The sequence below is a fragment of the Terracoccus luteus genome (genome assembly GCF_003635045.1).
GTDB lineage: Bacteria > Actinomycetota > Actinomycetes > Actinomycetales > Dermatophilaceae > Terracoccus > Terracoccus luteus.
The window spans coordinates 2,564,619-2,590,958 of record NZ_RBXT01000001.1 but is presented as its reverse complement, the minus strand read 5'-3'; the positions used below and the strand labels follow the sequence as shown (position 1 = coordinate 2,590,958).

The 26,340-nt window shown below is 72.0% G+C and carries 22 protein-coding genes; 20 read left to right on the top strand and 2 right to left on the bottom strand.

Annotated elements, in window-relative coordinates; genetic code table 11:
• Together DFJ68_RS11725 and DFJ68_RS11720 are read left to right on the top strand one after the other, a co-directional pair.
• The gene (locus DFJ68_RS11725) at positions 1-1,026 is read left to right on the top strand and encodes an o-succinylbenzoate synthase (RefSeq protein ID WP_121033409.1); all 1,026 of its coding nucleotides are present in this window, start codon (positions 1-3) and stop codon (positions 1,024-1,026) included.
• On the top strand, positions 1,023-1,775 hold the full coding sequence (locus DFJ68_RS11720; protein WP_121033407.1) for a 3-keto-5-aminohexanoate cleavage protein: 753 nt from the start codon (positions 1,023-1,025) through the stop codon (positions 1,773-1,775). Before DFJ68_RS11725 ends, DFJ68_RS11720 begins: the two co-directional genes overlap by 4 nt.
• Before the next feature lie 4 nt (positions 1,776-1,779).
• On the opposite strand, the gene menD is transcribed toward DFJ68_RS11720, so the two are convergent.
• Together menD and DFJ68_RS11710 are read right to left on the bottom strand one after the other, a co-directional pair.
• Positions 1,780-3,498, bottom strand: coding sequence for a 2-succinyl-5-enolpyruvyl-6-hydroxy-3-cyclohexene-1-carboxylic-acid synthase (menD, locus tag DFJ68_RS11715; protein WP_245963607.1), 1,719 nt, complete (start codon positions 3,496-3,498; stop codon positions 1,780-1,782).
• A 1-nt stretch (position 3,499) separates the two neighbouring features.
• Positions 3,500-4,792 carry an isochorismate synthase gene (locus DFJ68_RS11710; RefSeq protein ID WP_121033405.1) on the bottom strand — a complete coding sequence of 431 codons (1,293 nt, stop codon included), beginning with the start codon at positions 4,790-4,792 and terminating at the stop codon, positions 3,500-3,502.
• Between the two features lie 142 nt (positions 4,793-4,934).
• Here DFJ68_RS11710 and DFJ68_RS11705 point away from each other — a divergent pair, with 142 nt between their 5' ends.
• From DFJ68_RS11705 to DFJ68_RS11620, 18 genes are all read left to right on the top strand, one after another.
• Complete coding sequence (locus DFJ68_RS11705) at positions 4,935-6,227, top strand: endo-1,4-beta-xylanase (RefSeq protein ID WP_211333351.1); 1,293 nt, start codon at positions 4,935-4,937, stop codon at positions 6,225-6,227.
• A 63-nt stretch (positions 6,228-6,290) separates the two neighbouring features.
• Positions 6,291-6,983, top strand: coding sequence for a demethylmenaquinone methyltransferase (locus DFJ68_RS11700; RefSeq protein ID WP_121035318.1), 693 nt, complete (start codon positions 6,291-6,293; stop codon positions 6,981-6,983).
• Between the two features lie 213 nt (positions 6,984-7,196).
• Positions 7,197-8,495, top strand: a complete 1,299-nt coding sequence (locus DFJ68_RS11695; protein WP_121033401.1) for a geranylgeranyl reductase family protein — start codon at positions 7,197-7,199, stop codon at positions 8,493-8,495.
• Between the two features lie 79 nt (positions 8,496-8,574).
• Positions 8,575-8,937 (top strand): NADH-quinone oxidoreductase subunit A, encoded by a 363-nt coding sequence (locus DFJ68_RS11690; RefSeq protein ID WP_121033399.1) that lies wholly within the window; start codon positions 8,575-8,577, stop codon positions 8,935-8,937.
• Between the two features lie 97 nt (positions 8,938-9,034).
• On the top strand, positions 9,035-9,589 hold the full coding sequence (locus tag DFJ68_RS11685) for a NuoB/complex I 20 kDa subunit family protein (protein ID WP_121033397.1): 555 nt from the start codon (positions 9,035-9,037) through the stop codon (positions 9,587-9,589).
• The gene (locus tag DFJ68_RS11680; RefSeq protein WP_121033395.1) at positions 9,586-10,359 is read left to right on the top strand and encodes an NADH-quinone oxidoreductase subunit C; all 774 of its coding nucleotides are present in this window, start codon (positions 9,586-9,588) and stop codon (positions 10,357-10,359) included. The genes DFJ68_RS11685 and DFJ68_RS11680 overlap by 4 nt, the downstream gene beginning before the upstream one ends.
• Positions 10,359-11,738, top strand: coding sequence for an NADH-quinone oxidoreductase subunit D (locus tag DFJ68_RS11675; RefSeq protein ID WP_121033393.1), 1,380 nt, complete (start codon positions 10,359-10,361; stop codon positions 11,736-11,738). Before DFJ68_RS11680 ends, DFJ68_RS11675 begins: the two co-directional genes overlap by 1 nt.
• A complete protein-coding gene (gene nuoE / locus DFJ68_RS11670; protein WP_121033390.1) occupies positions 11,735-12,691 on the top strand; it encodes an NADH-quinone oxidoreductase subunit NuoE in 957 nt (318 codons plus the stop codon). Before DFJ68_RS11675 ends, nuoE begins: the two co-directional genes overlap by 4 nt.
• A complete protein-coding gene (gene nuoF, locus DFJ68_RS11665) occupies positions 12,688-14,046 on the top strand; it encodes an NADH-quinone oxidoreductase subunit NuoF (RefSeq protein ID WP_121033388.1) in 1,359 nt (452 codons plus the stop codon). Before nuoE ends, nuoF begins: the two co-directional genes overlap by 4 nt.
• Positions 14,043-16,532, top strand: coding sequence for an NADH-quinone oxidoreductase subunit G (locus DFJ68_RS11660; RefSeq protein ID WP_121033386.1), 2,490 nt, complete (start codon positions 14,043-14,045; stop codon positions 16,530-16,532). Before nuoF ends, DFJ68_RS11660 begins: the two co-directional genes overlap by 4 nt.
• Positions 16,529-17,983 carry an NADH-quinone oxidoreductase subunit NuoH gene (nuoH, locus tag DFJ68_RS11655; protein WP_121033384.1) on the top strand — a complete coding sequence of 485 codons (1,455 nt, stop codon included), beginning with the start codon at positions 16,529-16,531 and terminating at the stop codon, positions 17,981-17,983. The genes DFJ68_RS11660 and nuoH overlap by 4 nt, the downstream gene beginning before the upstream one ends.
• Complete coding sequence (nuoI, locus tag DFJ68_RS11650; RefSeq protein ID WP_121033382.1) at positions 17,976-18,755, top strand: NADH-quinone oxidoreductase subunit NuoI; 780 nt, start codon at positions 17,976-17,978, stop codon at positions 18,753-18,755. Before nuoH ends, nuoI begins: the two co-directional genes overlap by 8 nt.
• Complete coding sequence (locus DFJ68_RS11645) at positions 18,752-19,540, top strand: NADH-quinone oxidoreductase subunit J (protein WP_121033380.1); 789 nt, start codon at positions 18,752-18,754, stop codon at positions 19,538-19,540. The genes nuoI and DFJ68_RS11645 overlap by 4 nt, the downstream gene beginning before the upstream one ends.
• Positions 19,537-19,836, top strand: a complete 300-nt coding sequence (gene nuoK, locus DFJ68_RS11640) for an NADH-quinone oxidoreductase subunit NuoK (RefSeq protein ID WP_121033378.1) — start codon at positions 19,537-19,539, stop codon at positions 19,834-19,836. Before DFJ68_RS11645 ends, nuoK begins: the two co-directional genes overlap by 4 nt.
• 16 nt (positions 19,837-19,852) lie before the next feature.
• The gene (gene nuoL, locus DFJ68_RS11635) at positions 19,853-21,853 is read left to right on the top strand and encodes an NADH-quinone oxidoreductase subunit L (RefSeq protein ID WP_121033376.1); all 2,001 of its coding nucleotides are present in this window, start codon (positions 19,853-19,855) and stop codon (positions 21,851-21,853) included.
• Between the two features lie 20 nt (positions 21,854-21,873).
• Positions 21,874-23,487 (top strand): NADH-quinone oxidoreductase subunit M, encoded by a 1,614-nt coding sequence (locus DFJ68_RS11630; protein WP_121035317.1) that lies wholly within the window; start codon positions 21,874-21,876, stop codon positions 23,485-23,487.
• A complete protein-coding gene (gene nuoN / locus DFJ68_RS11625) occupies positions 23,484-25,058 on the top strand; it encodes an NADH-quinone oxidoreductase subunit NuoN (protein WP_121033374.1) in 1,575 nt (524 codons plus the stop codon). The genes DFJ68_RS11630 and nuoN overlap by 4 nt, the downstream gene beginning before the upstream one ends.
• 16 nt (positions 25,059-25,074) lie before the next feature.
• Positions 25,075-26,094, top strand: coding sequence for a polyprenyl synthetase family protein (locus DFJ68_RS11620; RefSeq protein WP_121033372.1), 1,020 nt, complete (start codon positions 25,075-25,077; stop codon positions 26,092-26,094).
• Positions 26,095-26,340 lie beyond the last annotated feature (246 nt).

The window sequence follows — 26,340 nt, the reverse complement described above, 5'->3', positions numbered from 1 at the left end:
ATGGGCGCCGTCGACACGGACCGCCTCCCCGACGCCTCGGCTCTCGTGGCCGGCGCCCACGTCGTCAGCCTCCCGATGCGCACCCGTTTCCGCGGCATCACCACCCGCGAGGCGCTGCTGCTCGAGGGTCCTCACGGGTGGGGCGAGTTCTCCCCGTTCGTCGAGTACGACGACGAGGAGTCGAGCCGGTGGCTGGCCGCGGCGCTGGAGTCCGGGTGGTCGTCGTGGCCGGAGCCCCGACGTGACGCGGTGGCCGTCAACGCGACCGTCCCCGCCGTCACGCCGGATGCCGTACCGGCCGTCCTCGCGCGGTTCGACGGCTGCACCACGGCCAAGGTCAAGGTGGCCGAGCCCGGTCAGTCCGTCGACGACGACGTCGACCGCGTGGCCGCCGTGCGCGAGGCGATGGGCTCGTCGGCCGGCATCCGCGTCGACGCCAACGGTCACTGGGACCTCGACACCGCCGTCGACGCCCTCGCCCGGCTGTCCCGGTATGGCCTCGAGTACGCCGAGCAGCCGTGCCGCACCGTCGACGAGCTGGCCCAGCTGCGAAAGACGCTGGCCCGCAACGGCATCGACGTGCGCGTCGCCGCCGACGAGTCGATCCGCAAGGCCGACGACCCCCTCCGGGTGGCCCGGCTCGAGGCGGCCGACGTCGTCGTCGTCAAGGTGGCGCCGCTGGGTGGCGTCGGTCCCGCACTCGAGATCATCGACGCGTGCGGGCTGCCGGCCGTCGTCTCCTCCGCCCTCGACACCGGTGTGGGCATCTCCGCCGGGGTCGCCCTCGCCGCCGCCCTGCCCGACCTGACGTTCGCCTGCGGCCTCGGCACCGTCGGCCTGCTCGAGCACGACGTCGTCGACCCGCCGGTCGTGCCCGTCCGCGGTCTGCTGCACCCCGGACGCGTCACGCCCGACCCCGACCTGCTCAGCCGGGCCGCTGCCCCCGCCGACCGAGACCAGTGGTGGCGCGAGCGCCTCGCCCGCTGCCTCCCGCTCGCCCTGTCGCGGCTCGCGTCCCGGCCATGATCAAGGCCTGCCTCAACGGCTCCCGCACCAAGGGCGAGCACCCGCGCGTGCCCGTCAACCCGGCCGAGCTCGCCGCCGCGGCGGCCGGGGCGGTCGAGGCCGGCGCCTTCATGGTGCACGTCCACCCGCGCGACGACTGGGGCGCCGAGACACTCGACACCCGGCACATCGTCTCAGCGTGCCTCGCCATCCGCCGACGGCTGCCCGACGTGCGCATCAGCGTCTCCACGCGCGACGGCATCGTCGAGAACGCCCGGGCCAAGGCGGCGCACATCGCGGAGTGGCCGACGGCCGACAAGGGCGGGCCCGATTGCGCCAGCGTCAACTGGCACGAGGAGGGCGCGGCCGAGGTCGCGGAAGCGTTGCGCGACAGTGGGATCGGCGTCGAGGCGGGCATCTGGACCCCGTACGCCGCCTCCCGTTTCGTCGCCACCAACTGGCCGTTCGAGGTCGAGCGCGTGCTCGTCGAGCTCATGCCCGGCGTCAGTCCCGGCTCCGACGGGCGGTGGGCGGCCGACCGCGTCCTCGCCGCCCTCGGCATGCGCACCGCCCCACTCGTCGTCCACGGTGAGAGGCACTGGGCCTGGCCCGTGCTGCGCTGGGCGCAGGCCGCGGGTCACGACGTCCGCATCGGGCTCGAGGACACCCTTCTGCTGCCCACCGGTCGCGAGGCCCACGACAACGCCGCCCTCGTCACCGAGGCCCTGCGCACCGAGGGCGGCACCCCGTCGCAGTGGCCACCGCCCTGACGTCTCAGGCGAGGTCGAGCCGGCGGGCGAGGTCGACCAGCCGGCGGGCCTCGCTGCGACGCCCGGCCCGCGACACGACCACCTCGAGCACCCGGATGCCGCTCGGCTGCTCGGCGAGCGCAGACTCCAGCCGGGGGAGGTCGTGCACCCGCTCGTGCGACACGTGGTGGGCCGCGCACAGCGCCCCGAGATCGGTGCCGTGGGGCGTGGCGAACACCCGCTCGAAGGAGTCCGCGAACCGCTGGTCGCCCTGCTCGAGGGTGCTGAAGATCGCGCCGCCGTCGTCGCTGAGCACGACGATCGTCAGCAGCGGGCGCCGCTGGCCCTGCCCGACGAGCAGGCCGTTGGTGTCGTGCAGGAAGGTGAGGTCGCCGACGAACGCGACCGTCCTGGAGGCGTGCTCGCGGCCGAGTGCCACCCCGACCGCCGTGGAGACGAGGCCGTCGATGCCGGCAAGCCCGCGGTTGCCGACGACGAGCCGTCGTTCGTGCGGCGGCCACGGCTGAGCCATCACGTCGAGGTCGCGCACCGGGTTCGACGAGCCGACGACGAAGGTCGCGCCCGCCGTCACCGCCCGGCCCACCGCCGCCGCCACCGACAGCGGTGAGAGCTCACCGGCCGGCTCGCCCGCGACGTGGTCGTCGACCGCCTGCGACAGCGCGCGGTCGGCGGTGCGCCACGCCTCCAGCCACGCCCGGTCTGACGCGTCGTGCTCGCCCGAGGACGGCGCGACCGTGGGCACCGCGTCGAGCACCCTCGCCACCCGCCCCGGGTCGGTGGCCGTGCCGGCGGGCCCGCGCACGGCGAGCACCTCGAGGCTTCCGTCGCTGATGAGCGAGGTCACCGGCCGGGAGAGCGTCGGGTGCCCGACGACCACCACCCGCTCGACGCGCTCGCGCAGCGCGGTGCCGAGCAGCAGCCGGTAGGTGCGCACGGCGTGCTCGCCGATGCGCGCCCCCGACGTCGGCTCGGCCAGCAACGGCCAGCCCGCAGCCTCGGCGAGCAGCCGCGCCGCCGGGCCGGCGTCGTCGCCGGCCACGACGACCGTCCGCGGGCCGCGGGGGAGGGTGACGGTCTCTTGCGATGAGCCCCCACCGTCCTCGTCAACGCCGGCCTCGGCCGAGCGGATGCCGGGCAGCCGGGTCGGGCGCGCCCACCACGTCGCGGGGTCGTCGTCCTGCGGCACGAGCGGCCCGTCGAGCTGCACGTTGAGCTGCGACGGCCCGCGTCGGGCGAGGGCGGCGTCGACGGCGGCGTCGAGCTCGTCGTCGTCCGTGCCCGGCTCGAGGTCGTGGCACGGGGCGAAGACGCCGTATAGGCCGGCCTGCAGGGTCGTCTGGTTCGCTCCGGTTCCCCGCAGCCGCGCGGGCCGGTCGGCGCTGACGACGACGACCCGCCGGCCGCTGTGCGAGGCCTCCATGACGGCGGGCAGGAGGTTGCCGACCGCGGTGCCCGACGTCGTGACGACGGCGACCGGTGCGTGCGAGCCGACGCTGAGACCGAGGGCGAGGAAGCCGGCCGACCGCTCGTCGACCCGCACGTGCAGGCGCAGGTCACCGGCGCGGTCGGCGGCGTCGAGCACGAGCGCGAGCGGCGCCGACCGCGAGCCCGGGGCGAGCACGACGTCGCGGACCCCGCCCGCCCAGAGCCGCTGCACCAGCGCGAGGGCGAGCGCGAACGCCGGACGCGGCCCACCGGCATCCGCCTCGTCGTTCACGGCCACCTCACGCGTGGTGGTCGGGCGCGAGGGCGTCGCGCATCGGGATGAGCTTGGCGGTCGACTCGGCGACCTCCGACTCGGGGTCGGACCCGGCGACGATGCCGCAGCCGGCGTAGAGCCGGATCTGCCGGGGGTCGTCACGGTCGATGGCGCCGCTGCGCAGGGCGATGCCCCAGGCGCCGTCGCCGTTGCCGTCCATCCAGCCGACGGGGCCGGCGTAGCGACCGCGGTCCATGTGCTCGAGCTCGCCGATGAGCCGCACCGCCGCCGCGGTCGGCGTGCCACCGACCGCGGCGGACGGGTGCAGCGAGGCGGCGAGGGCGAGGGAGGAGGCGTCGTCGGCGCTCACCGCGGCGACGTCGGTGGCGAGGTGCATGACGTTAGGCAGGTGGAGCACGAAGGGCGACTCCGGCACGTTCATCGACGAGCTGTGCGGGGCCAGCGCGTCGGCCACCGACCGCACCGCGTACTCGTGCTCCTCGAGGTCCTTCGACGACCGGGCGAGCGAGCCCGCCAGCGCGAGGTCGGCCTCGTCGTCGCCGGTGCGGCGGATCGTGCCGGCGAGCACCCGCGACGTGATGAGCCCCTTGTCGCGACGCACGAGCAGCTCGGGGGTCGCGCCGACGAGCCCGGCCACGGCGAAGACCCACGTGTTCTCGTAGCTCTCCGCCAGCCGGCGCAGCAGCCACCGGGGGTCGATCGGCGTCGACGACGTGGCCACGAGGTCGCGTGCCAGGACGACCTTGTCGATCTCACCCGCGGCGATGCGCGCGACCGCCTCGGCGACGGCGTGCGCGTAGTCGGACGGGGAGACGTCGCCGTCGGCGAAGGCGAGGTCGGTCGGGGCGTCGGGCGGCGGCGACGGCTCGGGCAGGCCGAGGGGGGAGAGCTGCGGCTCGAGGGTCGTGCGCGTCACCCACGAGCGACCCTCGCGGCGACCGACGACGGTCGAGGGCACGACGAGCCGCGCGGGCTCGTTCGAGTCGTCGGAGAAGGGGAAGGAGCCGAAGCAGACGAGGCCGCTGCCGGGGACGCCCACCTCGTTGCGCACAGCGGCGCCCACACGCACCCGGTCCCACCAGGCCTCGGCCTCCGCGAAGCGGGACGGGCCGGACGTCTCGAGCACGAGGGCCTCGCCCCAGCCGACGAGGCCGTCGCCGCGGCGCACCCACGACACGAGCTCGTCGTGGGGGACGTCGGCGGGCAGGTGCTCGAGCAGCGAGCCGGCGTCGTCGAGGGCCGCCGTGCGCACGACGACGCTCACCGGTGTCGCGCGGGAGGCGGGCTGCATGGACATCGGTTCCACCTTAGGCCGCGGGCCGGCCGGCCGCCCCGGACCTCTTGCCGTGGTGCGCGTCACCACGTACCGTCGCCGTCACTCTAGAAAACGTTATCGACAACGATGTCGACGACGACAGCCACCGTGCAAGGGAGCACCCGTGAGCCGTACCTCCACACCCGGAGCCAGCCGCACGACCCGCACCACCACCAGCACCAGGACCACGACCCACCCCCGTCGCCGTGGCCGCGCCCTGGCCGCGACGCTCGCGGGCCTCGCCCTCACCGCCGTGACCGCCACCGTGACCGTCACCGCGGGCCCGGCCGGGCCCGCGTCGGCCGCACCGGTGCACGAGGACCGCACGCCGCAGGGCCGCACGCTCGGCGACCTCGCCGCCCGCCATGACCTCGCCATCGGCACGGCGGTCGACCCTGCGGCCCTGACCGACCCGCGCTACCGGTCGATCGCGTCGACGGAGTTCACCAGCGTCACGGCCGAGAACGCGATGAAGTGGGAGGTGACCGAGCCCGTGCGCGGCACCTACGACTGGTCGGCCGCCGAGCGCTTCATGGCCTTCGCCGAGCGCAACGACCAGAAGGTGCGCGGCCACGTCCTCGTCTGGAACAACCAGCTGCCGGCGTGGCTCACCGAGGGCGTCGCCTCCGGCGCCATCGACCGGGCCGAGCTGCGCGGCATCCTCAAGAAGCACGTCCAGGACACCGTGCGCCACTTCAAGGGACGCGTCTGGCAGTGGGACGTCGTCAACGAGGCGGTGACCGACTCCTACGACGCCGTCGACGGCCGCATCGGCTACAAGGGCTTCTGGGCCGAGCAGCTCGGGCCCGGCTACGTGGCCGACGCCTTCCGGTGGGCGCGGGAGGCCGACCCGAAGGCGCTGCTGTTCTACAACGACTACAACATCGACGCCTTCGGTGACGGCGGGCCGCTCGACAAGACGGCCTTCGTCTACCGCATGGTCAAGCGGCTGCGCGAGAACGGCGTGCCGATCGACGGCGTCGGCAGCCAGGCGCACCTGTCGACGCGGTACGGCAACTACTCCGCGTTCCAGATCGCCGACACCCTCGAGCGGTTCGCCGGCCTCGGGGTCGCCACCGCCCTCACCGAGGTCGACGTGCGCAACCTGCTGCCCGCCGAGGCCACGTCCGACGCCCTCAACCCGCTGCTGCAGGCCCAGGCGTTCGACTACAGCGCGCTGCTCACCGGCTGCCTCACCAGCCGGCACTGCATCTCGTACACGGTGTGGGGCTTCGACGACAACCACAGCTGGACCAACACGTGGGACTTCGGCAGCGGCCCCGGCCGGGAGGCGCTCGCCGCGATCTACGACACCGGGTACCAGCCCAAGCCCGCCTACCGGGCCCTGCAGGCCGACCTCGCCTACAGCGCGCCGCCGCTCGTGCAGCGGCGCATCCCGCAGCGCCCCACCCCCTGACGGCACCCGACCCCACCGACGTCCTCGCGCTGCGGGATGCGGCCGCAGTGCGAGGATGCCGTCATGACCCGAGCGCAGCTGGACAAGAAGCCGGTCGACGTCGCGTCGATGTTCGACACCGTCGCCGACCGCTACGACGTCACCAACGACGTGCTCTCGCTCGGGCAGGACCGGCTCTGGCGCCGCGCCGTCGTCACGGCGGTCGCGGCGCGCCCGGGGGAGCGGGTGCTCGACATCGCGGCCGGCACCGGGACCTCGAGCGAGCCCTGGGCCGACGCCGAGATCGACGTCGTGGCCGCCGACTTCTCGCTGGGCATGCTGCGCGTCGGGCGTCGCCGCCGCCCCGACATGGCCTTCGCCGCCGCCGACGCGATGGCCCTGCCCTTCGCCGACGAGAGCTTCGACGTCGTGACGATGAGCTTCGGGCTGCGCAACGTCAGCGACCCCGAGTCCGCGCTGCGCGAGTTCGTGCGTGTCACCCGCCCCGGGGGCCGGCTCGTCGTCTGCGAGTTCAGCCAGCCGGTGAACAAGCTCTTCCGTACCGTCTACACGAACTACCTCATGCGCGCGCTGCCCCCCGTGGCGCGACGCACCTCGAGCAACCCCGAGTCGTACGTGTACCTCGCCGAGTCGATCCGCGCGTGGCCGCCGCAGGGCGAGCTGGCCGGCATCCTGCAGCGCGCCGGGTGGTCGCAGGTGGGCTGGACCAACCTCACGGGCGGCATCGTCGCGCTGCACACGGCCACGCGCCGCTGAGCCACCGGATGCCGGTCCGCACGGTCCCGGCGGTCCGTGCGGGCCGCTCGGCACCCTCGGGTTAGGTCCGCCTTATCTGACAAGCCGGAAAACCCGGGAATACACTCGTCACAGAGTTCGTGAAGCGGTTCACAAGCAGGCGCGCACGGACCCGGCACCTCCCGTCCCGCCACGCGCGACGGGTCCCATCGCAGAGCAGCAGGGAGCACGACCATGTCGAGCGCCGAGACCATCGGGACGGATGCGCACCGCGCCGACGTCGTGGTCGTCGGGGCCGGTCCGGGTGGGGCGGCCACGGCGGCCTACCTCGCCGACCACGGGCTCGACGTGGTCATGGTCGAGAAGGCGGCGTTCCCCCGCGACAAGATCTGCGGCGACGGCCTGACCCCGCGCGCGACCAAGGAGCTCATCTCCCTCGGCGTCGACACGACGGGGTGGCAGCGCACCAAGGGGCTGCGCATCAAGGGCGGCGGCCACACGCTGCAGCTCGACTGGCCCGAGAGCCCGGCCTTCCCGGGCTACGGCATGGTGCGCACCCGCGCCCAGCTCGACGAGGCCCTCGCGCGCCACGCCGAGTCGCGGGGCGCCCTGCTGCACGAACGCACGAGCGTCACCGCGCCGGTGCGCGACGGCTCGGGCCGGGTCACCGGCGTCACGGCCAAGCGTCTCGACGACGCGGGGCGGGCCACGGGCGAGACCGTCACCTACCGCGCGCCGGTCGTCATCGCGAGCGACGGGGTCTCCTCGCGCCTGGCCACGAGCGTCGGCCGCCCGCGTCGTGACGACCGCGTCATGGGGGTGGCGGTGCGGGCCTACTACCGCACGCCGCGCCGCGACGACTACCTCGAGAGCCACCTCGAGCTGTGGACCCGCGACGACCGCGGCAACCGCATCCTCATGCCCGGGTACGGCTGGCTCTTCCCGCTCGAGGACGGCCGCACCAACGTCGGCCTCGGCACGCTCGACACGACCTCGGCCTTCCAGAAGACGGACTTCAAGGACGTCATGCGGCGCTGGGTGGCCGACATCGACGCCGACTGGCAGCTCGAGCACGACGAGTCGGCCGGGCCGATCCGCGGCGCGGCGCTGCCGATGGGCTTCAACCGCACCCCACTCTACGCCGACGGTCTGCTGCTCGTCGGCGACGCCGGCGGCATGGTCAACCCGTTCAACGGCGAGGGCATCGACTACGCCCTCGAGGCCGCCCGCCTCGGGGCCGAGCTCGTCGCCCAGGCGATGGCACGCCCCACCGACGCCGGGCGCGAGCGGGTGCTCGCGCGCTACCCCGCCGTCATGAAGCACGAGCTCGGCGGCTACTTCACCCTCGGGCGCTGGTTCGCCCACGCCATCGGCAACCCGGACGTCATGCGCCTCGCCACCCGCTACGGGCTGCCGCGCACGACGCTCATGCGGTTCCTGCTCAAGATCATGGCCAACCTGCCCGACCCCGCGGGTCGCGGCGCCGGCGACCGGCTCATGAACGCCGTCACACGGATCGCGCCGAGCGCATGACGCCCAGCACGCCGTCGGTGGTGGCCCATAGGATGAAAGCGCCGCGGAGGCGCCCGGAGCGGAAGGGAAGTGACGAAGGATGAACGAGCCCTACGTCCCGATCTTGTTCATGGCGGCCCTCGGGCTCGTCTTCGCCGCGGGCTCGGTGGGCACCTCGCTCGTCGTCGGCCCGAAGCGCTACAACCGCGCCAAGCTCGAGGCCTACGAGTGCGGCATCCAGCCCACGCCCCAGGCGGCCGGCGGCGGCCGCGTGCCGATCAAGTACTACCTGACGGCGATGCTCTTCATCATCTTCGACATCGAGTCGATCTTCCTCTATCCGTTCGCCGTCGCCTTCAACAAGCTGGGCCTGTTCGCGCTCGTCGAGATGGTCCTGTTCATCCTCACCGTCTTCGTCGCCTACGCCTACGTGTGGCGGCGCGGCGGTCTCGACTGGGACTGAGCCCACCGGCTCCGGTCCACCCCACCGACTTCCCGCCGACCGCACCGGCCCACCACGCCGGCGCCGACGGGGCAGCACGCACCAACGAGGAGAAGAAATGGGTCTCGAAGAGAAGCTGCCGGCAGGCTTCATGCTCTCGACCGTCGAGGGCCTGGCCGGCTACATGCGCAAGGCCTCGATCTGGCCCGCGACCTTCGGGCTGGCCTGCTGCGCCATCGAGATGATGGCCGTCGGCACCCCCGACTACGACATCGCCCGCTTCGGCATGGAGCGCTTCGCCGCGACCCCGCGCCAGGCCGACCTCATGATCGTCGCCGGCCGGGTCAGCCAGAAGATGGCCCCCGTCGTGCGCCAGGTCTACGACCAGATGCCCAACCCCAAGTGGGTCATCTCGATGGGTGTCTGCGCCAGCTCGGGTGGCATGTTCAACAACTACGCCATCGTGCAGGGCGTCGACCACATCATCCCGGTCGACATCTACCTGCCGGGCTGCCCGCCCCGCCCGCAGATGCTGCTCAACGCCATCATCGAGCTGCACCACCAGATCGAGTCGACGCCGCTCGGCGTCAACCGCAAGAAGGCGGCCGAGGCCGCCGAGGCGGCAGCGTTGAGCGCGACCCCGACGCACCAGATGAAGGGTCTGCTCGCATGAGCGACGCCGAGAAGAAGTCCGGCCCCGAGGCCGGCAGCGCGGGTGACCAGACGACCGGCCTGACGCCGGGCGAGGTCGACCTGCGCCGCGAGGGCAGCGGCAGCGAGCCGCGCGTCGTCGGGATGCGCCAGGGCATGTTCGGCGCCACCCAGGGCGGCGACACGTCCGGCTACGCCGGCATCCGTCGCCCCGTCCTCGTCGCGGGCGCGGCCAGCCGCCCCTACGGCAGCTACTTCGACGCCCTCGCCGACGACCTCGAGCGGGCGCTCGTCGGCGGCACCGCCTCGTTCGCCGAGGCGGTCGAGAGCGTCGTCGTCGACCGTGGCGAGATGACGCTCAACGTGCGCCGTCAGCACCTGCCGGCCGTCGCCCGCGCCCTGCGCGACGACCCGGCGCTGCGCTTCGAGATCTGCACCGGCGTGTCGGGGGTCAACTACCCCGAGCGCACCGGCGAGGAGCTGCACGCCGTCTACCACTTCCTGTCGATCACCAACGGCGGCAAGCGGGTCCGGGTCGAGGTCAGCTGCCCCGACGACGACCGTCACATCCCGTCGATCGTGTCGACCTACCCGGCCAACGACTGGCACGAGCGCGAGACCTGGGACATGTTCGGCATCGAGTTCGACGGACACCCGGCCCTGACCCGCATCCTCATGCCCGACGACTGGCCGGGTCACCCGCAGCGCAAGGACTACCCCCTCGGTGGCATCGACGTCGAGTACAAGGGCGCGACGGTCCCACCGCCCGACCAGCGGAGGTCGTACAACTGATGAGCACCCAGACCAGCACCGGAACGCCCACGGGCGCCGAGCACGACCCCTACGCCAGCTCGCTGGCCGACGACGCGGTGAGCGACACCTCGCACGTCTTCAACGCGACCGGCGGCGACTGGGACGACCTCGTCGACGAGGCGAGCGCCCTCCACGAGGAGCGCATCGTCGTCAACATGGGTCCGCAGCACCCGTCGACGCACGGCGTGCTCCGCCTCATCCTCGAGCTCGACGGCGAGACGGTGACCGAGGCCCGCGCGGGCATCGGCTACCTGCACACCGGCATCGAGAAGAACATGGAATACCGCACCTGGGTGCAGGGCGTCACGTTCTGCACGCGCATGGACTACCTCACGCCCATGTTCCAGGAGACGGCCTACTGCCTCGCCATGGAGAAGCTGCTCGGCATCACCGACGAGATCCCCGAGCGCGCGAGCGTCATCCGGGTGCTCATGATGGAGATGACCCGCATCAGCAGCCACCTCATCTGCCTCGGCACCGGTGGCATGGAGATGGGTGCGACGACGGTCATGACCGTCGGCTTCCGCGAGCGCGAGCGGTTGCTGCGCGTCATCGAGATGATCACCGGCCTGCGCATGAACAACGCGTACATCCGCCCCGGTGGCGTCGCCCAGGACCTCCCGCCCGGCTCGATCGACGCCCTGCGCGAGATGGTGCCCGAGCTGCGTCGCGGCCTCGGTGAGCTCGAGGCGCTGCTCAACGAGAACCCCATCCTCAAGGGCCGCACCGTCGACGTCGGCGTGCTCGACCTCGCCGGCTGCATGGCCCTCGGCATCACCGGCCCGGTGCTGCGCTCGACCGGGCTGCCGCACGACCTGCGCAAGGTCGACCCGTACTGCGGCTACGAGACCTACGACTTCGACGTCATCACCCGCACGAGCCAGGACGCCTACGGCCGCCTGCGCATCCGCATCGACGAGATGTACGAGTCGCTCAAGATCGTCGAGCAGTGCACCGAGCGGCTGCAGGCGGGCGAGGGCCCGGTCATGGTCGCCGACAAGAAGATCGCGTGGCCGGCGCAGCTGGCCCTCGGCGGCGACGGCCTCGGCAACAGCCTCGACCACATCCGCGAGATCATGGGCACCTCGATGGAGTCGCTCATCCACCACTTCAAGCTCGTGACCGAGGGCTTCCGGGTCCCGCCCGGCCAGGCCTACCAGGCCGTCGAGTCGGCCAAGGGCGAGCTCGGCTGCCACCTCGTCTCCGACGGCGGCACGCGCCCCTACCGCGCGCACTTCCGCGACCCGAGCTTCAACAACCTGCAGGCCGTGGCCGCGATGTGCGAGGGCGGCCAGATCGCCGACGTCATCGTCGCCGTCGCCTCGATCGACCCCGTCATGGGAGGAGTGGACCGTTGAGCGGACACGACACCGCAGCGGCCTCCGGGTTCCTGCACGTCAGCCCCGAGTCGAAGGCGCCCTACGCCGACGACGTGCTGGCGAGGCTGCACGAGGACGCCGCCCAGGTCGTCGCGCGCTACCCGCAGAAGCGTTCCGCGCTGCTGCCGTTGCTGCACCTCGTGCAGTCGGTCGACGGCTACGTCAGCGGCCGTGGCGTGAGCTTCTGCGCCGACGTGCTCGACCTCACCGAGGCCGAGGTCAGCGGCGTCGCGACGTTCTACACGCAGTACAAGCGCCACCCCAACGGTGAGTACACCGTCGGGGTCTGCACGAACACCCTCTGCGCCATCATGGGCGGCGACGCGATCTTCGACCGGGTCTCCGAGCACCTCGGCATCGGGCACGACGAGACGACCGACGACGGTCGCATCACGCTCGAGCGCGTCGAGTGCAACGCCGCCTGCGACTACGCGCCCGTCGTCATGACGAACTGGGAGTTCTTCGACAACCAGACTCCTGAGAGCACCGTGGCGCTCGTCGACGACCTGCGGGCCGGACGGACCGTCACGCCGACGCGGGGCGCCGACAGCGTCTGCAGCTTCAAGCAGATGTCTCGGGTGCTCGCCGGCTTCAGCGACGGCCGCGCCGACGAGGGCGTCGGCGCCGGGCCGGCCTCCCTGCTCGGGCTGCGCATCGCGCACGACCGCGGCTGGGTCGCCCCCGGCGACCAGCGCCCCGACGGCAGCCACGCCCCGGAGGAGCGCGACGCGGACGCCGGCACCGCCGGTGGCGCGAGCGGCGCCCAGGACGTCCCGGCGGCCTCGCCCGACGGCTCGCCCGCGGGTGCCGAGGACGCCGGCCCCACGGCGGCCGAGGAGAGCAAGGGCAGGACCCCCGGTTCGACGGGGGGCACGGGCACGACGGGCAGCACCGGCACGGCGGCCACCGATGGGAAGGACGAGTCGCGATGACCGACACACTCACCCCGATCCTGACGAAGTTCTGGGACGACCCTCGCTCCTGGACCCTCGAGACCTACCGCCGCCACCGTGGCTACGAGGCGCTCGAGAAGGCCCTCGCCATGGAGCCGCAGGCCATCATCGACGCCGTCAAGGACTCCAGCATCCGCGGCCGCGGCGGCGCCGGCTTCCCGACCGGCATGAAGTGGTCGTTCATGAGCCCGCCCGACGGCGGCCCGCGCTACCTCGTCGTCAACGCCGACGAGTCCGAGCCCGGGACGTGCAAGGACACCCCGCTCATGATGGCCAACCCGCACGCCCTCATCGAGGGCGTCGCCATCAGCTCGTACGCCATCGGCTGCGAGCACGCCTTCATCTACCTGCGCGGCGAGCTGCTGCACGTCTACCGCCGCCTGCTGCGGGCGGTCGAGGAGGCCCGCGAGGCCGGGCTGCTCGGCACGGACGTCGGCGGCAAGGGCGTCACGATCGACATCACCGTGCACGCCGGCGCCGGCGCGTACATCTGCGGTGAGGAGACGGCGCTGCTCGACTCGCTCGAGGGCCGCCGCGGCCAGCCGCGCCTCAAGCCGCCGTTCCCCGGCGCGGCCGGGCTCTACGCCCGCCCGACGTCGGTCAACAACGTCGAGTCCATCGCCTCGGTGCCCGGGATCATCCTCGAGGGCTCCGACTGGTTCAAGGGCATGGGCACCGAGAAGTCGACCGGTTTCGGCATCTTCAGCCTGTCGGGCCACGTCGCCAACCCCGGCCAGTTCGAGGCGCCGCTCGGCATCACGATGCGCGAGCTCATCGACCTCGCCGGTGGCATGCGCCAGGGCCACCGCCTCAAGTTCTGGACCCCGGGCGGCAGCTCGACCCCGATCTTCACCGACGAGCACCTCGACGTGCCCCTCGACTTCGACTCGGTGGCCGCAGCGGGCTCGATGCTCGGCACCCGCGCCCTGCAGGTGTTCGACGAGACCGTCTCGGTCGTGCGCGCCGTCGCCCGCTGGACCGACTTCTACGCCCACGAGTCGTGCGGCAAGTGCACCCCGTGCCGCGAGGGCACGTGGTGGCTGCGCCAGATCATGAACCGCATCGAGAACGGCGAGGGCACGCAGGACGACATCGACAAGCTCGTCGACATCTGCGACAACATCCTCGGCCGCAGCTTCTGCGCCCTGGGTGACGCCGCGACGAGCCCGATCACGTCCGCGGTGCAGTACTTCCGCGAGGAGTTCGAGGCCGGCATGCACACCCCGGCCCACGTCCTCTTCCCGCCCGAGAGGTCGGTGCTGTTCGCGACGAGCGACCCGGCATCCGCCCCGGGCACCGGCCCCAAGGAACCCACCGGGATGGTGACCGCATGACCGTGACCACCTCACCCAGCGCCGGCGGCAACGCCGTCGACTCGGGTGGCGACGCCACGCCGCCGAAGAAGGCCGACGACGTCACGCTGACGATCGACGGCGTCGAGGTGAGCGTGCCCAAGGGCACGCTCGTCATCCGCGCCGCCGAGACCGTCGGGATCGAGATCCCGCGCTTCTGCGACCACCCGCTGCTCGACCCGGTCGGCGCGTGCCGCCAGTGCCTCGTCGACGTCGCCATGCCCGACCGCGAGGGCAACGTGCGTCCCATGCCGAAGCCGCAGGCCTCGTGCACGATGGCGGTCAGCCCCGGCATGGTCGTCAACACGCAGCAGACCTCGAAGGTGGCCGAGAAGGCCCAGCACGGCGTCATGGAGCTGCTGCTCATCAACCACCCGCTCGACTGCCCGGTCTGCGACAAGGGCGGCGAGTGCCCCCTGCAGAACCAGGCCATGAGCAGCGGTCGGTCGGTGTCGCGCTTCGAGGACGTCAAGCGCACCTACCCCAAGCCGGTCAACATCAGCTCGCAGGTGCTGCTCGACCGTGAGCGCTGCGTGCTCTGCGCCCGCTGCACCCGGTTCAGCGACCAGATCGCCGGCGACCCCTTCATCGCCCTCGTCGAGCGTGGTGCGCTGCAGCAGATCGGCATCTACGAGGACAAGCCGTTCGAGAGCTACTTCTCGGGCAACACGGTGCAGATCTGCCCGGTCGGCGCGCTCACCGGCGCGGCCTACCGCTTCCGCTCGCGCCCGTTCGACCTCGTGTCGACCCCGTCGGTGTGCGAGCACTGTGCGAGCGGCTGCGCCACCCGCACCGACCACCGCCGCGGCGTCGTGCTGCGTCGCCTCGCCGCCCTCGACCCCGAGGTCAACGAGGAGTGGAACTGCGACAAGGGCCGGTGGGCCTTCACCTACGCCACCCAGCCCGACCGCATCACCCTGCCGATGGTGCGCGACACCAAGGGTGGCGAGCTGCGCGTCGTCGGCTGGCCCGAGGCGCTCGAGTTCGCCGCCGCCGGCCTCGCCCGCTCGCGCGGCGCCGGCGTGCTCGTCGGCGGTCGCGTGTCGAGCGAGGACGCCTACGCCTACGGCAAGTTCGCCCGCGTCGTGCTCGGCACGAACGACGTCGACTTCCGCTCGCGCCCGCACTCGGTCGAGGAGGTCGACTTCCTCGCCGAGCACGTCGTCGGCACCGGCCCCGATGGGGGCTCGGTCACGTACACCGACCTCGAGCACGCGCCGGCCGTCGTGCTCGTCGGCCTCGAGCCCGAGGACGAGAGCCCGATCGTGTTCCTGCGCCTGCGCAAGGCGTGGCGTCACAACAAGACCAAGGTGTTCTCCGTGGGCGCCGTGCCCACCCGCGGCCTCGAGAAGACGGGCGGCAGGCTCGTGCCCGCCGTCCCCGGGCACGAGGCCGACGTGCTGCGTGACCTCGGTTCGTCGGATGCCGGTCGGCTGGCTCGCGAGGCCCTCGGCCAGGGTGCGGTCGTGCTCGTCGGCGAGCGCCTCGCCACCTCGCCCGGGGCCCTGCGCGCCGCGGCGGAGCTCGCGACCTCGACCGGGGCACGCCTCGCGTGGGTGCCGCGTCGGGCGGGGGAGCGCGGGGCCCTCGAGGTCGGCGCGCTCGGCTCGCTGCTGCCCGGCGGCCGTCCCGTCGCCGACCGTGCCGCCCGCGGTGAGGTCGCCGGCGTGTGGGAGGTCGAGCACCTGCCCGACACCCCGGCCCGCGACACCGAGGGCATCCTCGTCGCGGTCCCGCGGGGCGAGATCGACGCGCTCGTCGTCGGTGGCGTCGACCCGGCCGACATCGGCTCGGAGCACGCCCGCACGGCCCTCGAGCAGGCGTTCGTCGTCTCGCTCGAGCTGCGTGAGTCGCCGGTCACCGAGCTGGCCGACGTCGTGCTGCCCGTCGCGGCCCACGCCGAGAAGGGCGGCTCGTTCGTCGACTGGGAGGGGCGCGTGCGCACCTTCGAGCAGGCGCTCGACAGCAACGCCGTCAGCGACCACCGGGCGCTCGACATGCTCGCCGCCGAGATGGGCTTCTTCCTCGAGACGCGCACGCGCCGCGAGATCCACGCCCAGCTCGAGGCGCTCGGCGCCTGGGAGGGCGAGCACCACGTGACCATCGACGAGGCCACGGTCCGGGCGGCGACCACCGGCGAGGGGGAGGGGCGGTTCGTCCTCGCCACCTGGGCCACGCTGCTCGACGCCGGCCGCATGCAGGACGGCGAGCCGTTCCTCGCCGGCACCGCCCCCGCGCCCGTCGCACGCCTCTCGGCCACGTCGGCATCCGCCCTCGCGGTCGCCGACGGCGACCTCGTCACCGTCAGCGGACCCCGCGGCGCGGCCACGCTGCCCGTCGCCGTCACCGAGGGCATGCTCGACGGTGTCGTGTGGCTGCCCACGAACGCCCGCGGGTGCGCCGTGCGCACCGGCCTCGGCGCCGACTCCGGTCACCACGTGACCGTCACCAAGGGAGGGGCCGCATGAGCCTGCTCACGCTGGCGGCGGCGGTGCCCGCCGCCCTGCCCGCCGCCGACAACCCGACGGCCGACTTCAGCGACACCCCGTGGTGGCTCGCGCTGCTCAAGGCCGTCGTCGTCTTCGTCTACCTGCTCGTCTCGACGCTGCTCGTCATCTGGTTCGAGCGCCGCGTCATCGGACGCATGCAGCAGCGACCGGGCCCGAACCGCAACGGCCCCTTCGGCCTCCTGCAGACGCTCGCCGACGGTGCGAAGTCGATGCTCAAGGAGGACATCACCCCGGCCAAGGCCGACAAGTTCATCTACACGCTGGCGCCGCTCATCACCGCCACGATGGCCTTCGTCGCCTTCTCGATCATCCCGCTCGGCGGGACGGTCACGATCTTCGGCCACACGACGCCGCTGCAGGTCACCGACGTCCCCGTCGCCGTGCTGCTCGTGCTCGCCGTGGCGTCGGTCGGCGTCTACGGCGTCGTGCTCGCCGGCTGGAGCTCGGGCTCGACCTACCCGCTGCTCGGCGGGCTGCGCTCGACCGCGCAGGTCATCAGCTACGAGATCGCCATGGGCCTCTCGCTCGTCGCGATCTTCCTCTACAGCGGCTCGATGTCGACCTCGCAGATCGTCAGCTCCCAGAGCTCGCTCTGGTACATCCTGCCGGCCTTCTTCTCCTTCGCCGTCTACGTCATCACCATGGTCGGCGAGACCAACCGCCTGCCGTTCGACCTCGCCGAGGGTGAGGGCGAGCTCACCGGTGGCTTCCACACCGAGTACAGCTCGATGCGCTTCGCCATGTTCTTCCTCGGCGAGTACGTCAACATGTTCACCGTCTCGGCGCTGGCCACGACGATGTTCCTCGGCGGTCCGGCGGCGCCCCCGATCGTGTCGCTCATCAACGACAACATGTTCGACGGCGGCTGGTGGGGCCTGATCTGGTTCACGCTCAAGATGTGGAGCTTCATCTTCGTCTTCGTGTGGCTGCGCGGGTCGCTGCCGCGCGTGCGCTACGACCAGTTCATGCGCTTCGGCTGGAAGTTCCTCATCCCGATCACGCTCGCCTGGGTCGTGGCCGTCGCCTTCATCCGCGGCGCCCAGCTCGGCTTCCTCGGCAGCACGACGATCACCGTGGCCGGCCGCGACCTCAGCCTCGCCACCCTCACCATCGTCGGCGTCGTGGCCGTCATCGCCCTCGCGGCCGCGTGGATCTGGGACGACCGCCGCGCGGCCAGGCTCGCCGCCGCCGAGGAGCCCCCGCCGGAGGAGGTCGACCCGTTCGCGGGCGGCTACCCGGTCCCGCCGCTGCCCGGCCAGCGCCTCGTCGAGCCCGGCCCGATGATCGGCTCCGGCACCGGCGACGACCGAGAGCCGGTGCTGTCCGGCTCCGGCTCGGGCGGCTCCCGCCCGACCACCCGTTCGACCGGCGGTGGCACCACCGTCGTCAAGGAGGATGACCATGGCTGACGACACCGCCGGCAGGCCCGGCAAGGACGTCCAGCGCGGCAGCAGCGGTGACGGCAGGGCGTCGGACCGGACGCCCGGGCTCTTCGACGCGGTCGCCGGGTTCGGCGTCTCGTTCTCGACGATGTTCCGCAAGGTCGCCACCGAGGAGTACCCCGAGAAGCCGCGCCCCACGGCGCCGCGCTTCCACGGACGCCACCAGCTGAACCGGCATCCGGACGGGCTCGAGAAGTGCGTCGGCTGCGAGCTGTGCGCGTGGGCCTGCCCGGCCGACGCGATCCTCGTCGAGGGCGCCGACAACGACGACTCGCCGGGTGGCGCGGGGCGCTTCAGCCCCGGTGAGCGCTACGGCCGCGTCTACCAGATCAACTACCTGCGCTGCATCTTCTGCGGGCTGTGCATCGAGGCCTGCCCGACGCGCGCCCTGACGATGACGAACTTCTACGAGCTGGCCGACAACGACCGCAGCAAGCTCATCTTCACCAAGGACCAGCTGCTCGCGCCGCTGCAGGGCGGCATGCTGCCCCCGCCGTTCCCCATGGCCGACGGCATGGAGGAGCGCGACTACTACCAGGGCAAGGTCTCCGGGGCGACGACGGCCCAGGAGGCCTACGTCGACGCGCGCGACAGCGCCGGTGACCCCGACGACGGCGGGGCGTCCGACGGTGACGCCGAGGCACCCGGTAACGTCGGCGCGCGCGTCCCGGGCCAGCACGACGTGGGCCACACGCTGCACCCGACCGCCGCCGAGACCAGGGAAGGGGCCAACCCGTGACATCGACCGCGGAAGCCGTCGGCTTCTGGATCATGGCCCCGCTCGCGTTCGTCGCGTCGCTGGGGCTCTTGTTCGCCCGCAAGGCCGTGCACGCCGCCCTCGCCATGGCCCTCGTCATGGTGCTGCTCGGCGTCATGTACATCATGCAGAAGGCCGACTTCCTCGGCATCGTGCAGGTGTTCGTCTACACCGGCGCCGTCATGATGCTCTTCCTCTTCGTGCTCATGCTCGTCGGCGTCGACAGCAGCGACTCGATCGTCGAGACGATCAAGGGGCAGCGCTGGGCCTCGCTCGTGCTCGTCCTCGGCCTCGCCGGGGTGCTGCTCTCGACCATCGGCTCGGCCGTCTTCGACGAGTCGACCGTGCAGACGGGCCTCGACAAGGTCGTGACGACCAACCGCGAGACGGGCAACATCACCGGTCTGGCCGAGCTGATCTTCGGCCAGTACGTGTGGGTCTTCGAGGTCACCTCGGCCCTGCTCATCACCGCCGCCCTCGGCGCGATGGTGCTCGCCCACCGCGAGCGCCTCTCGCCGAAGGTCACGCAAGCACAGTGGGCCGCCCGCCGCGTGCGCGAGAACGCCAACGTCGCCGGCCTGCCCGCGCCCGGTGTCTACGCGCGCCACAACGCGGTCGACACCCCGGCCCTGCTGCCCGACGGCACGCCGAGCGACCTGTCGGTCTCGCGCGTGCTCGTGGCCCGTGACCAGGTCGCGACGGCCGACGGCTACCGCGACGTCGAGCGTCACCTTGACCGCGAGATCGAGGAGGGGAGCGAGCGATGAGCCCGATGAACTACGTCTACCTCTCGGTGCTGCTGTTCGCCGTCGGCGCCGCCACGGTGCTGCTGCGACGCAACGCGATCATCGTCTTCATGGGCGTCGAGCTCATGCTCAACGGCACGAACCTCGCCCTCGTCACCTTCTCGCGCATGTACGGCCAGCTCGACGGCCAGGTCATGGCCCTCTTCGTCATGGTCGTGGCCGCCGCCGAGGTCGTCGTCGGGCTCGCGATCATCATGGCCATCTTCCGTGCCCGCAGGTCGGCCTCGGTCGACGACGCCAACCTGCTGAAGCTGTAAGGAGCACAGGCCTTCCATGACATCACTCGTCCAGACGCTCGCGACCGCGCCGAGCAGCGTCGGTGCGCACGCCGCCCACGCCGCCCGGGCCGCGGCCGACGGTGAGGTGGCCGCCGCGACCGGCGCCACCTCGCTCGCGTGGCTGCTCGTGGTGCTGCCGCTCGTCGGCGCCGCCGTGCTGCTGCTCGGCGGCCGGCGCACCGACCGCTTCGGCCCCGTGCTCGCCACCGCCCTGTCGTGGGGCGCCTTCGTCGTCGGCGCCGTCGTCTTCCTCGCCATGCTCGGGCGCGACGGCGAGCAGCGGGCCCAGCACGTGCAGCTCTTCGACTGGGTCACCGCCGGCACCTTCAAGCTGAGCGCGGGCCTGCTCGTCGACCAGCTCTCGCTCGTCTTCGTGCTGCTCATCACCTTCGTCGGCTCGCTCATCCACGTGTACTCGCTCGGGTACATGGAGCACGACCCCGACAAGCGACGCTTCTTCGCCTACCTCAACCTCTTCGTCGCGGCGATGCTCCTGCTCGTCCTGGCGGACAGCTACCTGCTGCTCTACGTCGGCTGGGAGGGCGTCGGCCTCGCGAGCTACCTGCTCATCGGGTTCTGGAACTGGAACCCGGCCTACGCGAGCGCCGCGAACAAGGCGTTCGTCGCGAACCGCGTCGGTGACCTCGGGCTGTCGATCGCCCTGTTCATCATGTTCTTCCAGTTCGGCGGGGTCGACTTCACGACCGTCTTCGCCGGGGCGGAGGCTGTCAACGGCGTCAACCAGGGCTTCATGACCGCCATCGGCCTCATGCTCCTGCTCGGGGCCTGCGGCAAGTCGGCGCAGTTCCCGCTGCAGAGCTGGCTCGGTGACGCCATGGCCGGCCCGACCCCCGTGTCGGCGCTCATCCACGCCGCGACCATGGTCACCGCGGGCGTCTACCTCGTCGTGCGCTCGGCCCCGATCTTCACGGCCACGCCGAACGCGCAGCTCGTCGTCGTCATCGTCGGTGCGATCACCCTCGTCTTCGGTGCCATCGTCGGCTGCGCCAAGGACGACCTGAAGAAGGCCCTCGCCGCGTCGACGATGAGCCAGATCGGCTACATGATGCTCGCCGCCGGGCTCGGCCCGGTCGGTGCCGCCTTCGCGATCTTCCACCTGCTGACGCACGGCTTCTTCAAGGCCGGCATGTTCCTCGGTGCCGGCTCGGTCATGCACGGCATGAACGACCAGGTCGACATGCGCCGCTTCGGCGGCCTCTCGGCGGTCATGAAGATCACGTGGGTCACGTTCGGCCTCGGCTACCTCGCCATCATCGGCTTCCCGCTGCTGTCCGGCTTCTGGAGCAAGGACAAGATCATCGAGGCCGCGTTCATCGGCGAGGGCTGGCGGCCGTGGGTCTTCGGCCTCACCGCGATGCTGGCCGCCGGCGTCACCGCCTTCTACATGTCGCGCTTGTTCTTCATGACCTTCCACGGCAAGCGCCGCTGGACCGACGACAACAAGCACCCGCACGAGTCGGGCATGCTCATGCTCGTCCCGATGATGGTCCTGGCCGTCGGCTCCGCCCTGCTCGGCCTCGTGCTCGGCCCGACCGGGGCCTTCACCTCATGGCTCGAGCCGGTCACCGGCGCCGAGCCGGAGGGGGTGCACCCGGTGCTGCCGATCCCGGTCATCACCGTCGCCACCCTCGTGCTCGTCGCCGCCGGGGCGGGTCTGGCCTTCCTGCGCTACGTCCGCGAGGACGTCCCCGTCGCGCAGCCCGCCGGCAGCCTCGCCACGCAGGTCGCCCGCCGTGACCTCTACCAGGACGCCGTCAACGAGGCGCTGCTCATGCGCCCCGGCATCCACCTGACCCGTTCGCTCGTCTTCCTCGACGGCAAGGGGATCGACGGCGCCGCCGGCGGTCTCGCCGCCCTCGTCGGGGGCACGTCGTCGCGCCTGCGCCGGCTGCAGAACGGTTTCGCTCGCTCGTACGCCCTGACGATGCTCGCCGGTGTCGTCGCCATTCTCGGAGCCCTGTGGGTGATGTCCTGATGACGACCTCGACGACCATCATGTCCAGCGTGCCGTGGCTGACCATCCTCGGTGTCATCCCCCTCGTGGGGTCGCTGCTGGTCGCCTTCGTCCCCGGCTCGGCCCTCATGGCCAAGCGGCTCGCGCTCGGCGTCTCCCTGCTGACCCTCGTGGTCGGCGTCGTGGCCGCGCTGCAGTTCGACCGCGGCTCGAGCGCCCAGTTCCAGCTGGGGGAGCAGTACTCGTGGATCCCGCAGTTCGGGGTCAGCTACGCCCTGGGCGTCGACGGCATCGCGCTCGTGCTCATCCTCATGTCGCTCGTGCTCACGCCGATCTGCCTCCTCGCGGCGTGGCGTGACCTGCCCGAGGACGACGCGGCCGACGAGCGTCGGGTCAAGACGTACTTCGCGCTCCTGCTGCTGCTCGAGACGTTCATGGTCGGGGTGTTCGCCGCCACCGACGTGTTCCTCTTCTACGTCTTCTTCGAGGCCATGCTCATCCCGGTGTACTTCCTCATCGGGCGCTTCGGTGGTGCCCGTCGGCAGTACGCGGCGATGAAGTTCCTCCTCTTCTCGCTCGCCGGTGGGCTCGTCATGCTCGTCGCCGTCATCGCCCTCTACATCCAGGGCCCCGGCGGCACCGACGGATTCCTCGTCGAGCGCCTCACCGGCCTGTCGATCGACCCGACGACCGAGCGCCTCATGTTCGTCGGCTTCTTCATCGCCTTCGCCATCAAGGCGCCGATGGTGCCCTTCCACACGTGGCTTCCGGATGCCGCGACGGAGTCCTCCCCGGCGACGGCCACCCTGCTCGTCGGCGTCCTCGACAAGGTCGGCACCTTCGGGATGATCCGCTTCTGCCTCCAGCTCTTCCCGGAGGCGAGCCACTGGGCCACGCCCGTCGTCGTCGTGCTCGCCGTCGTGTCGGTGCTCTACGGAGCCCTGCTCGCCATCGGCCAGACCGACATGATGCGGCTCATCGCCTACACGTCGGTCAGCCACTTCGGCTTCATCGTGCTCGGCATCTTCGCCTTCACGACGACCGGAGGAGCCGGCTCGACGCTCTACATGGTCAACCACGGGTTCTCGACCGCCGCGCTGTTCCTCTTCGCCGCCATGGTCGTGCGCCGCGGCGGCAGCAAGCGCATCCCCGACTACGGCGGCTGGCAGCGGGTCACCCCGGGGCTGGCGGGCATCTTCCTCGTCGCCGGCCTGTCGGCCCTGTCGCTCCCGGGCCTGTCGACCTTCGTGTCGGAGTTCCTCGTCCTCGTCGGCAGCTTCCCGACCCGCCCGGCGGCCGCCGTCATCGCGACGGCCGGCATCATCCTCGCCGCGCTCTACGTGCTGCTCATGTACAAGCGGGTCATGACCGGCCCGAAGCCCGAGTCGCTCGCCGCCGACGGCGTGACCGTCGACGACGCCTGGCGCAAGTCCTCGGGCGGCGTACGCGGCTTCGAGCTGCCGTCCGGCCGACGCATCGTCGACCTGACGACCCGCGAGAAGCTCGTCGCGGCCCCCCTCATCGCGGCGTTCCTCGTGCTCGGGTTCTTCCCGAACCTCGCGCTCAACGCCATCAACCCGGCCGTCGACAAGTCGATGTCGCACGTCCAGAACACCCCCGCCGCCGGCAACGCGGCTGAAGGGAGCACGAGGTGACCTTCCAGCAGTCGCAGATCGACTACCTGGCCATCCTCCCGCTGCTCGTCGTCTTCGGTGCCGCGCTCGTCGGGGTGCTCGTCGAGGCGTTCGCCCCGCGCGAGCTCCGCCAGCGCATCCAGGTCGGCCTGTCCGTCGTGGCGCTGCTCGGCGCCTTCGTCGCCGTCATCGTCGCCGCCGGCCACCAGGGGCTGACGATGGGCCTGTCGGACGGCACGACCAACCGCCGTCTCTTCGCCCTCGCCATCGACGGACCGGCCCTGTTCATGCAGGGGACCATCGCGCTCATGGGCATCCTCGGCATCCTGACGATGGCCGAGCGCTTCGGCGGCCAGGGGCCCGACGCCTTCACCCCGAGCGGTGCCTCCACCCCGGGCTCGCCGCTCGAGACGGCCGCCACCCGGGCCGGGGCCCTCACCTCCGAGGTCTTCCCGCTGACGCTGTTCGCGATCTTCGGCATGATGCTCTTCCCGACGACGAACGACCTGCTCGGCATGTTCGTCGCCCTCGAGGTGCTCTCGCTGCCGCTCTACATCCTCTCGGGCCTGGCGCGGCGCCGCCGCCTCCTCTCGCAGGAGGCCTCGCTCAAGTACTTCCTCCTCGGCGCCTTCAGCTCGGCCTTCTTCCTCTTCGGCACGGCCCTGCTCTACGGCTACGCCGGCTCGGTCTACCTCGGCGACCTCAGCGCCGCCGTCTCCGCAGGCCCGCTCGACATGAACGGCCTGCTCGTCCCCGGCGCGCTGCTCGTCTTCGTCGGCCTGCTCTTCAAGGTCGGTGCGGTGCCGTTCCACGCGTGGACGCCCGACGTCTACCAGGGCGCCCCGACGCCGGTCACCGGCTTCATGGCCGCGTGCACGAAGGCGGCGGCGTTCGGCGCGATCCTGCGCCTCGCCTACGCCGGTCTCGACACGGCCCGCTGGGAGTGGACCAACGCCCTCGTCATCGTCGCCCTGCTGACGATGGTCGTCGGCTCCGTGCTGTCGGTGACGCAGACCGACATCAAGCGCCTGCTCGCCTACAGCTCGATCGCCCACGCCGGGTTCATCCTCGTCGGCGTGCTCGCCTTCGACCGCCAGGGCGTCGGCTCGGTGCTCTTCTACGTCGCGGCCTACGGCTTCTCGACCATCGCGGCCTTCGCGATCGTCTCGCTCGTGCGCCAGAACGGGGGAGAGGCGACCCACCTGTCGCAGTGGGCCGGCCTCGGCAAGCGGCATCCGCTCGTCGCCGGTGCGTTCGCCTTCCTCATGCTCGCCTTCGCCGGCATCCCGCTCACGTCCGGCTTCGTCTCGAAGTTCGGGGTGTTCGCCGCGGCCGTGTCGGGCGGCGGCGCCACCGGCACCGTGCTCGCGGTCGTCGGTGTCGTCTGCAGCGCCATCACGGTCTTCGTCTACGCGCGCATCATCGTGCTCATGTTCTTCAGCGAGGCGCCCGACGACGCCGTCGAGGTCGTCACCCCGTCGGTGACGACGACGTTCTCCATCGCCATCGGCACGATGATCACGCTGGCCCTCGGCGTGCTCCCCTCGGCGCTGCTCGACCTGGCCGACCGGGCCTCGCTCTTCGTCCGCTGACGCGGCTGACCCTGCCATGACGACCCACGCCACCCCGCCCGTCCTCACCGTCCCCGGGGCGAGCCCGCAGCTGCGGGCTCGCCTGCAGGACGGGCTCGACCGGGTCGACGCGCTGCTGCGGCAGGTCGTCGACCACGACGACCCCTTCATCGCGGGGGCGTCCGCGCACCTCGTCGAGGCCGGGGGCAAGCGCTTCCGTCCCCTGCTGACGCTGCTCGCCTCCGAGGTCGCGGGGGGCATCGACGACCGGGTCGTGGCCGCCGCCGCCGGCGTCGAGCTGACCCACCTCGCCTCGCTCTACCACGACGACGTCATGGACGAGGCGACCGTGCGCCGCGGGGTGGTCTCGGTCAACGCCGCCTACGACAACACGACGGCGATCCTCGTCGGCGACCTGCTCTTCGGCAAGGCCTCCGAGCTCGTCGCCGGGCTCGGTGCCGAGGCGGTGCTCATCCAGGCCCAGACCTTCGTGCGGCTGTGCTCCGGCCAGATCCGTGACGCCCGCCCGCGGCCCGAAGGCGTCGACCCCGTCGCGTACTACCTCGACGTCCTCGCCGACAAGACCGGCGTGCTCATCGCCACCGCGGGCCGGTACGGCGCCATGTTCAGCGGCGCCGACGCCGACACCGTCGAGATCATGCGGGCCTACGGCGAGAAGGTCGGCATCGCCTTCCAGCTCGCCGACGACCTCATCGACGTCGCGTCCGAGGCCGACGACATGGGCAAGGTGCCCGGCACCGACCTGCGCGAGGGGGTCGACACGCTGCCGACGCTCCGGGTGCGCTCGCTCGCCGACCCGGCCGACCCCACCGACGCCCGGCTGCTCGAGCTGCTCGACGCCGACCTCTCCGACGACGACGCCGGCGTGGCCGAGGCGATGACCCTGCTGCGCGGCCACCGCGCCATGGACGCAGCCCGGGCCGAGACCGAGGCCGTCGCCGAGGACGCCCGGGCCCTGCTCGACCCGCTGCCCGACAGCGACGCCAAGGCCGCCTTGGCCGCGCTCGCCCTGTCGGTCGTCCACCGCGCCGGCTGACCGGCGCCCGCTCCCACCCCCACCGGCCGACCTCCGGCCGGGTCGCGCACGACGTCGCTCGCCGTCGCCCCACACCGGATGCCGGTGCGCCCCGGTGCGCGTGGCTGCGCCTTGAGGCGGGTCCGCCGTCGGCCGGGGCGCCGGCCGTTCCGGGCCAGAAGAACCTGAGAAAAGTCTGGTCGCAGACGTATCTTGTCGACTGTATACAGGATACGTTGTGCCAATCCCTCCCCCCGCCCCAGGAGC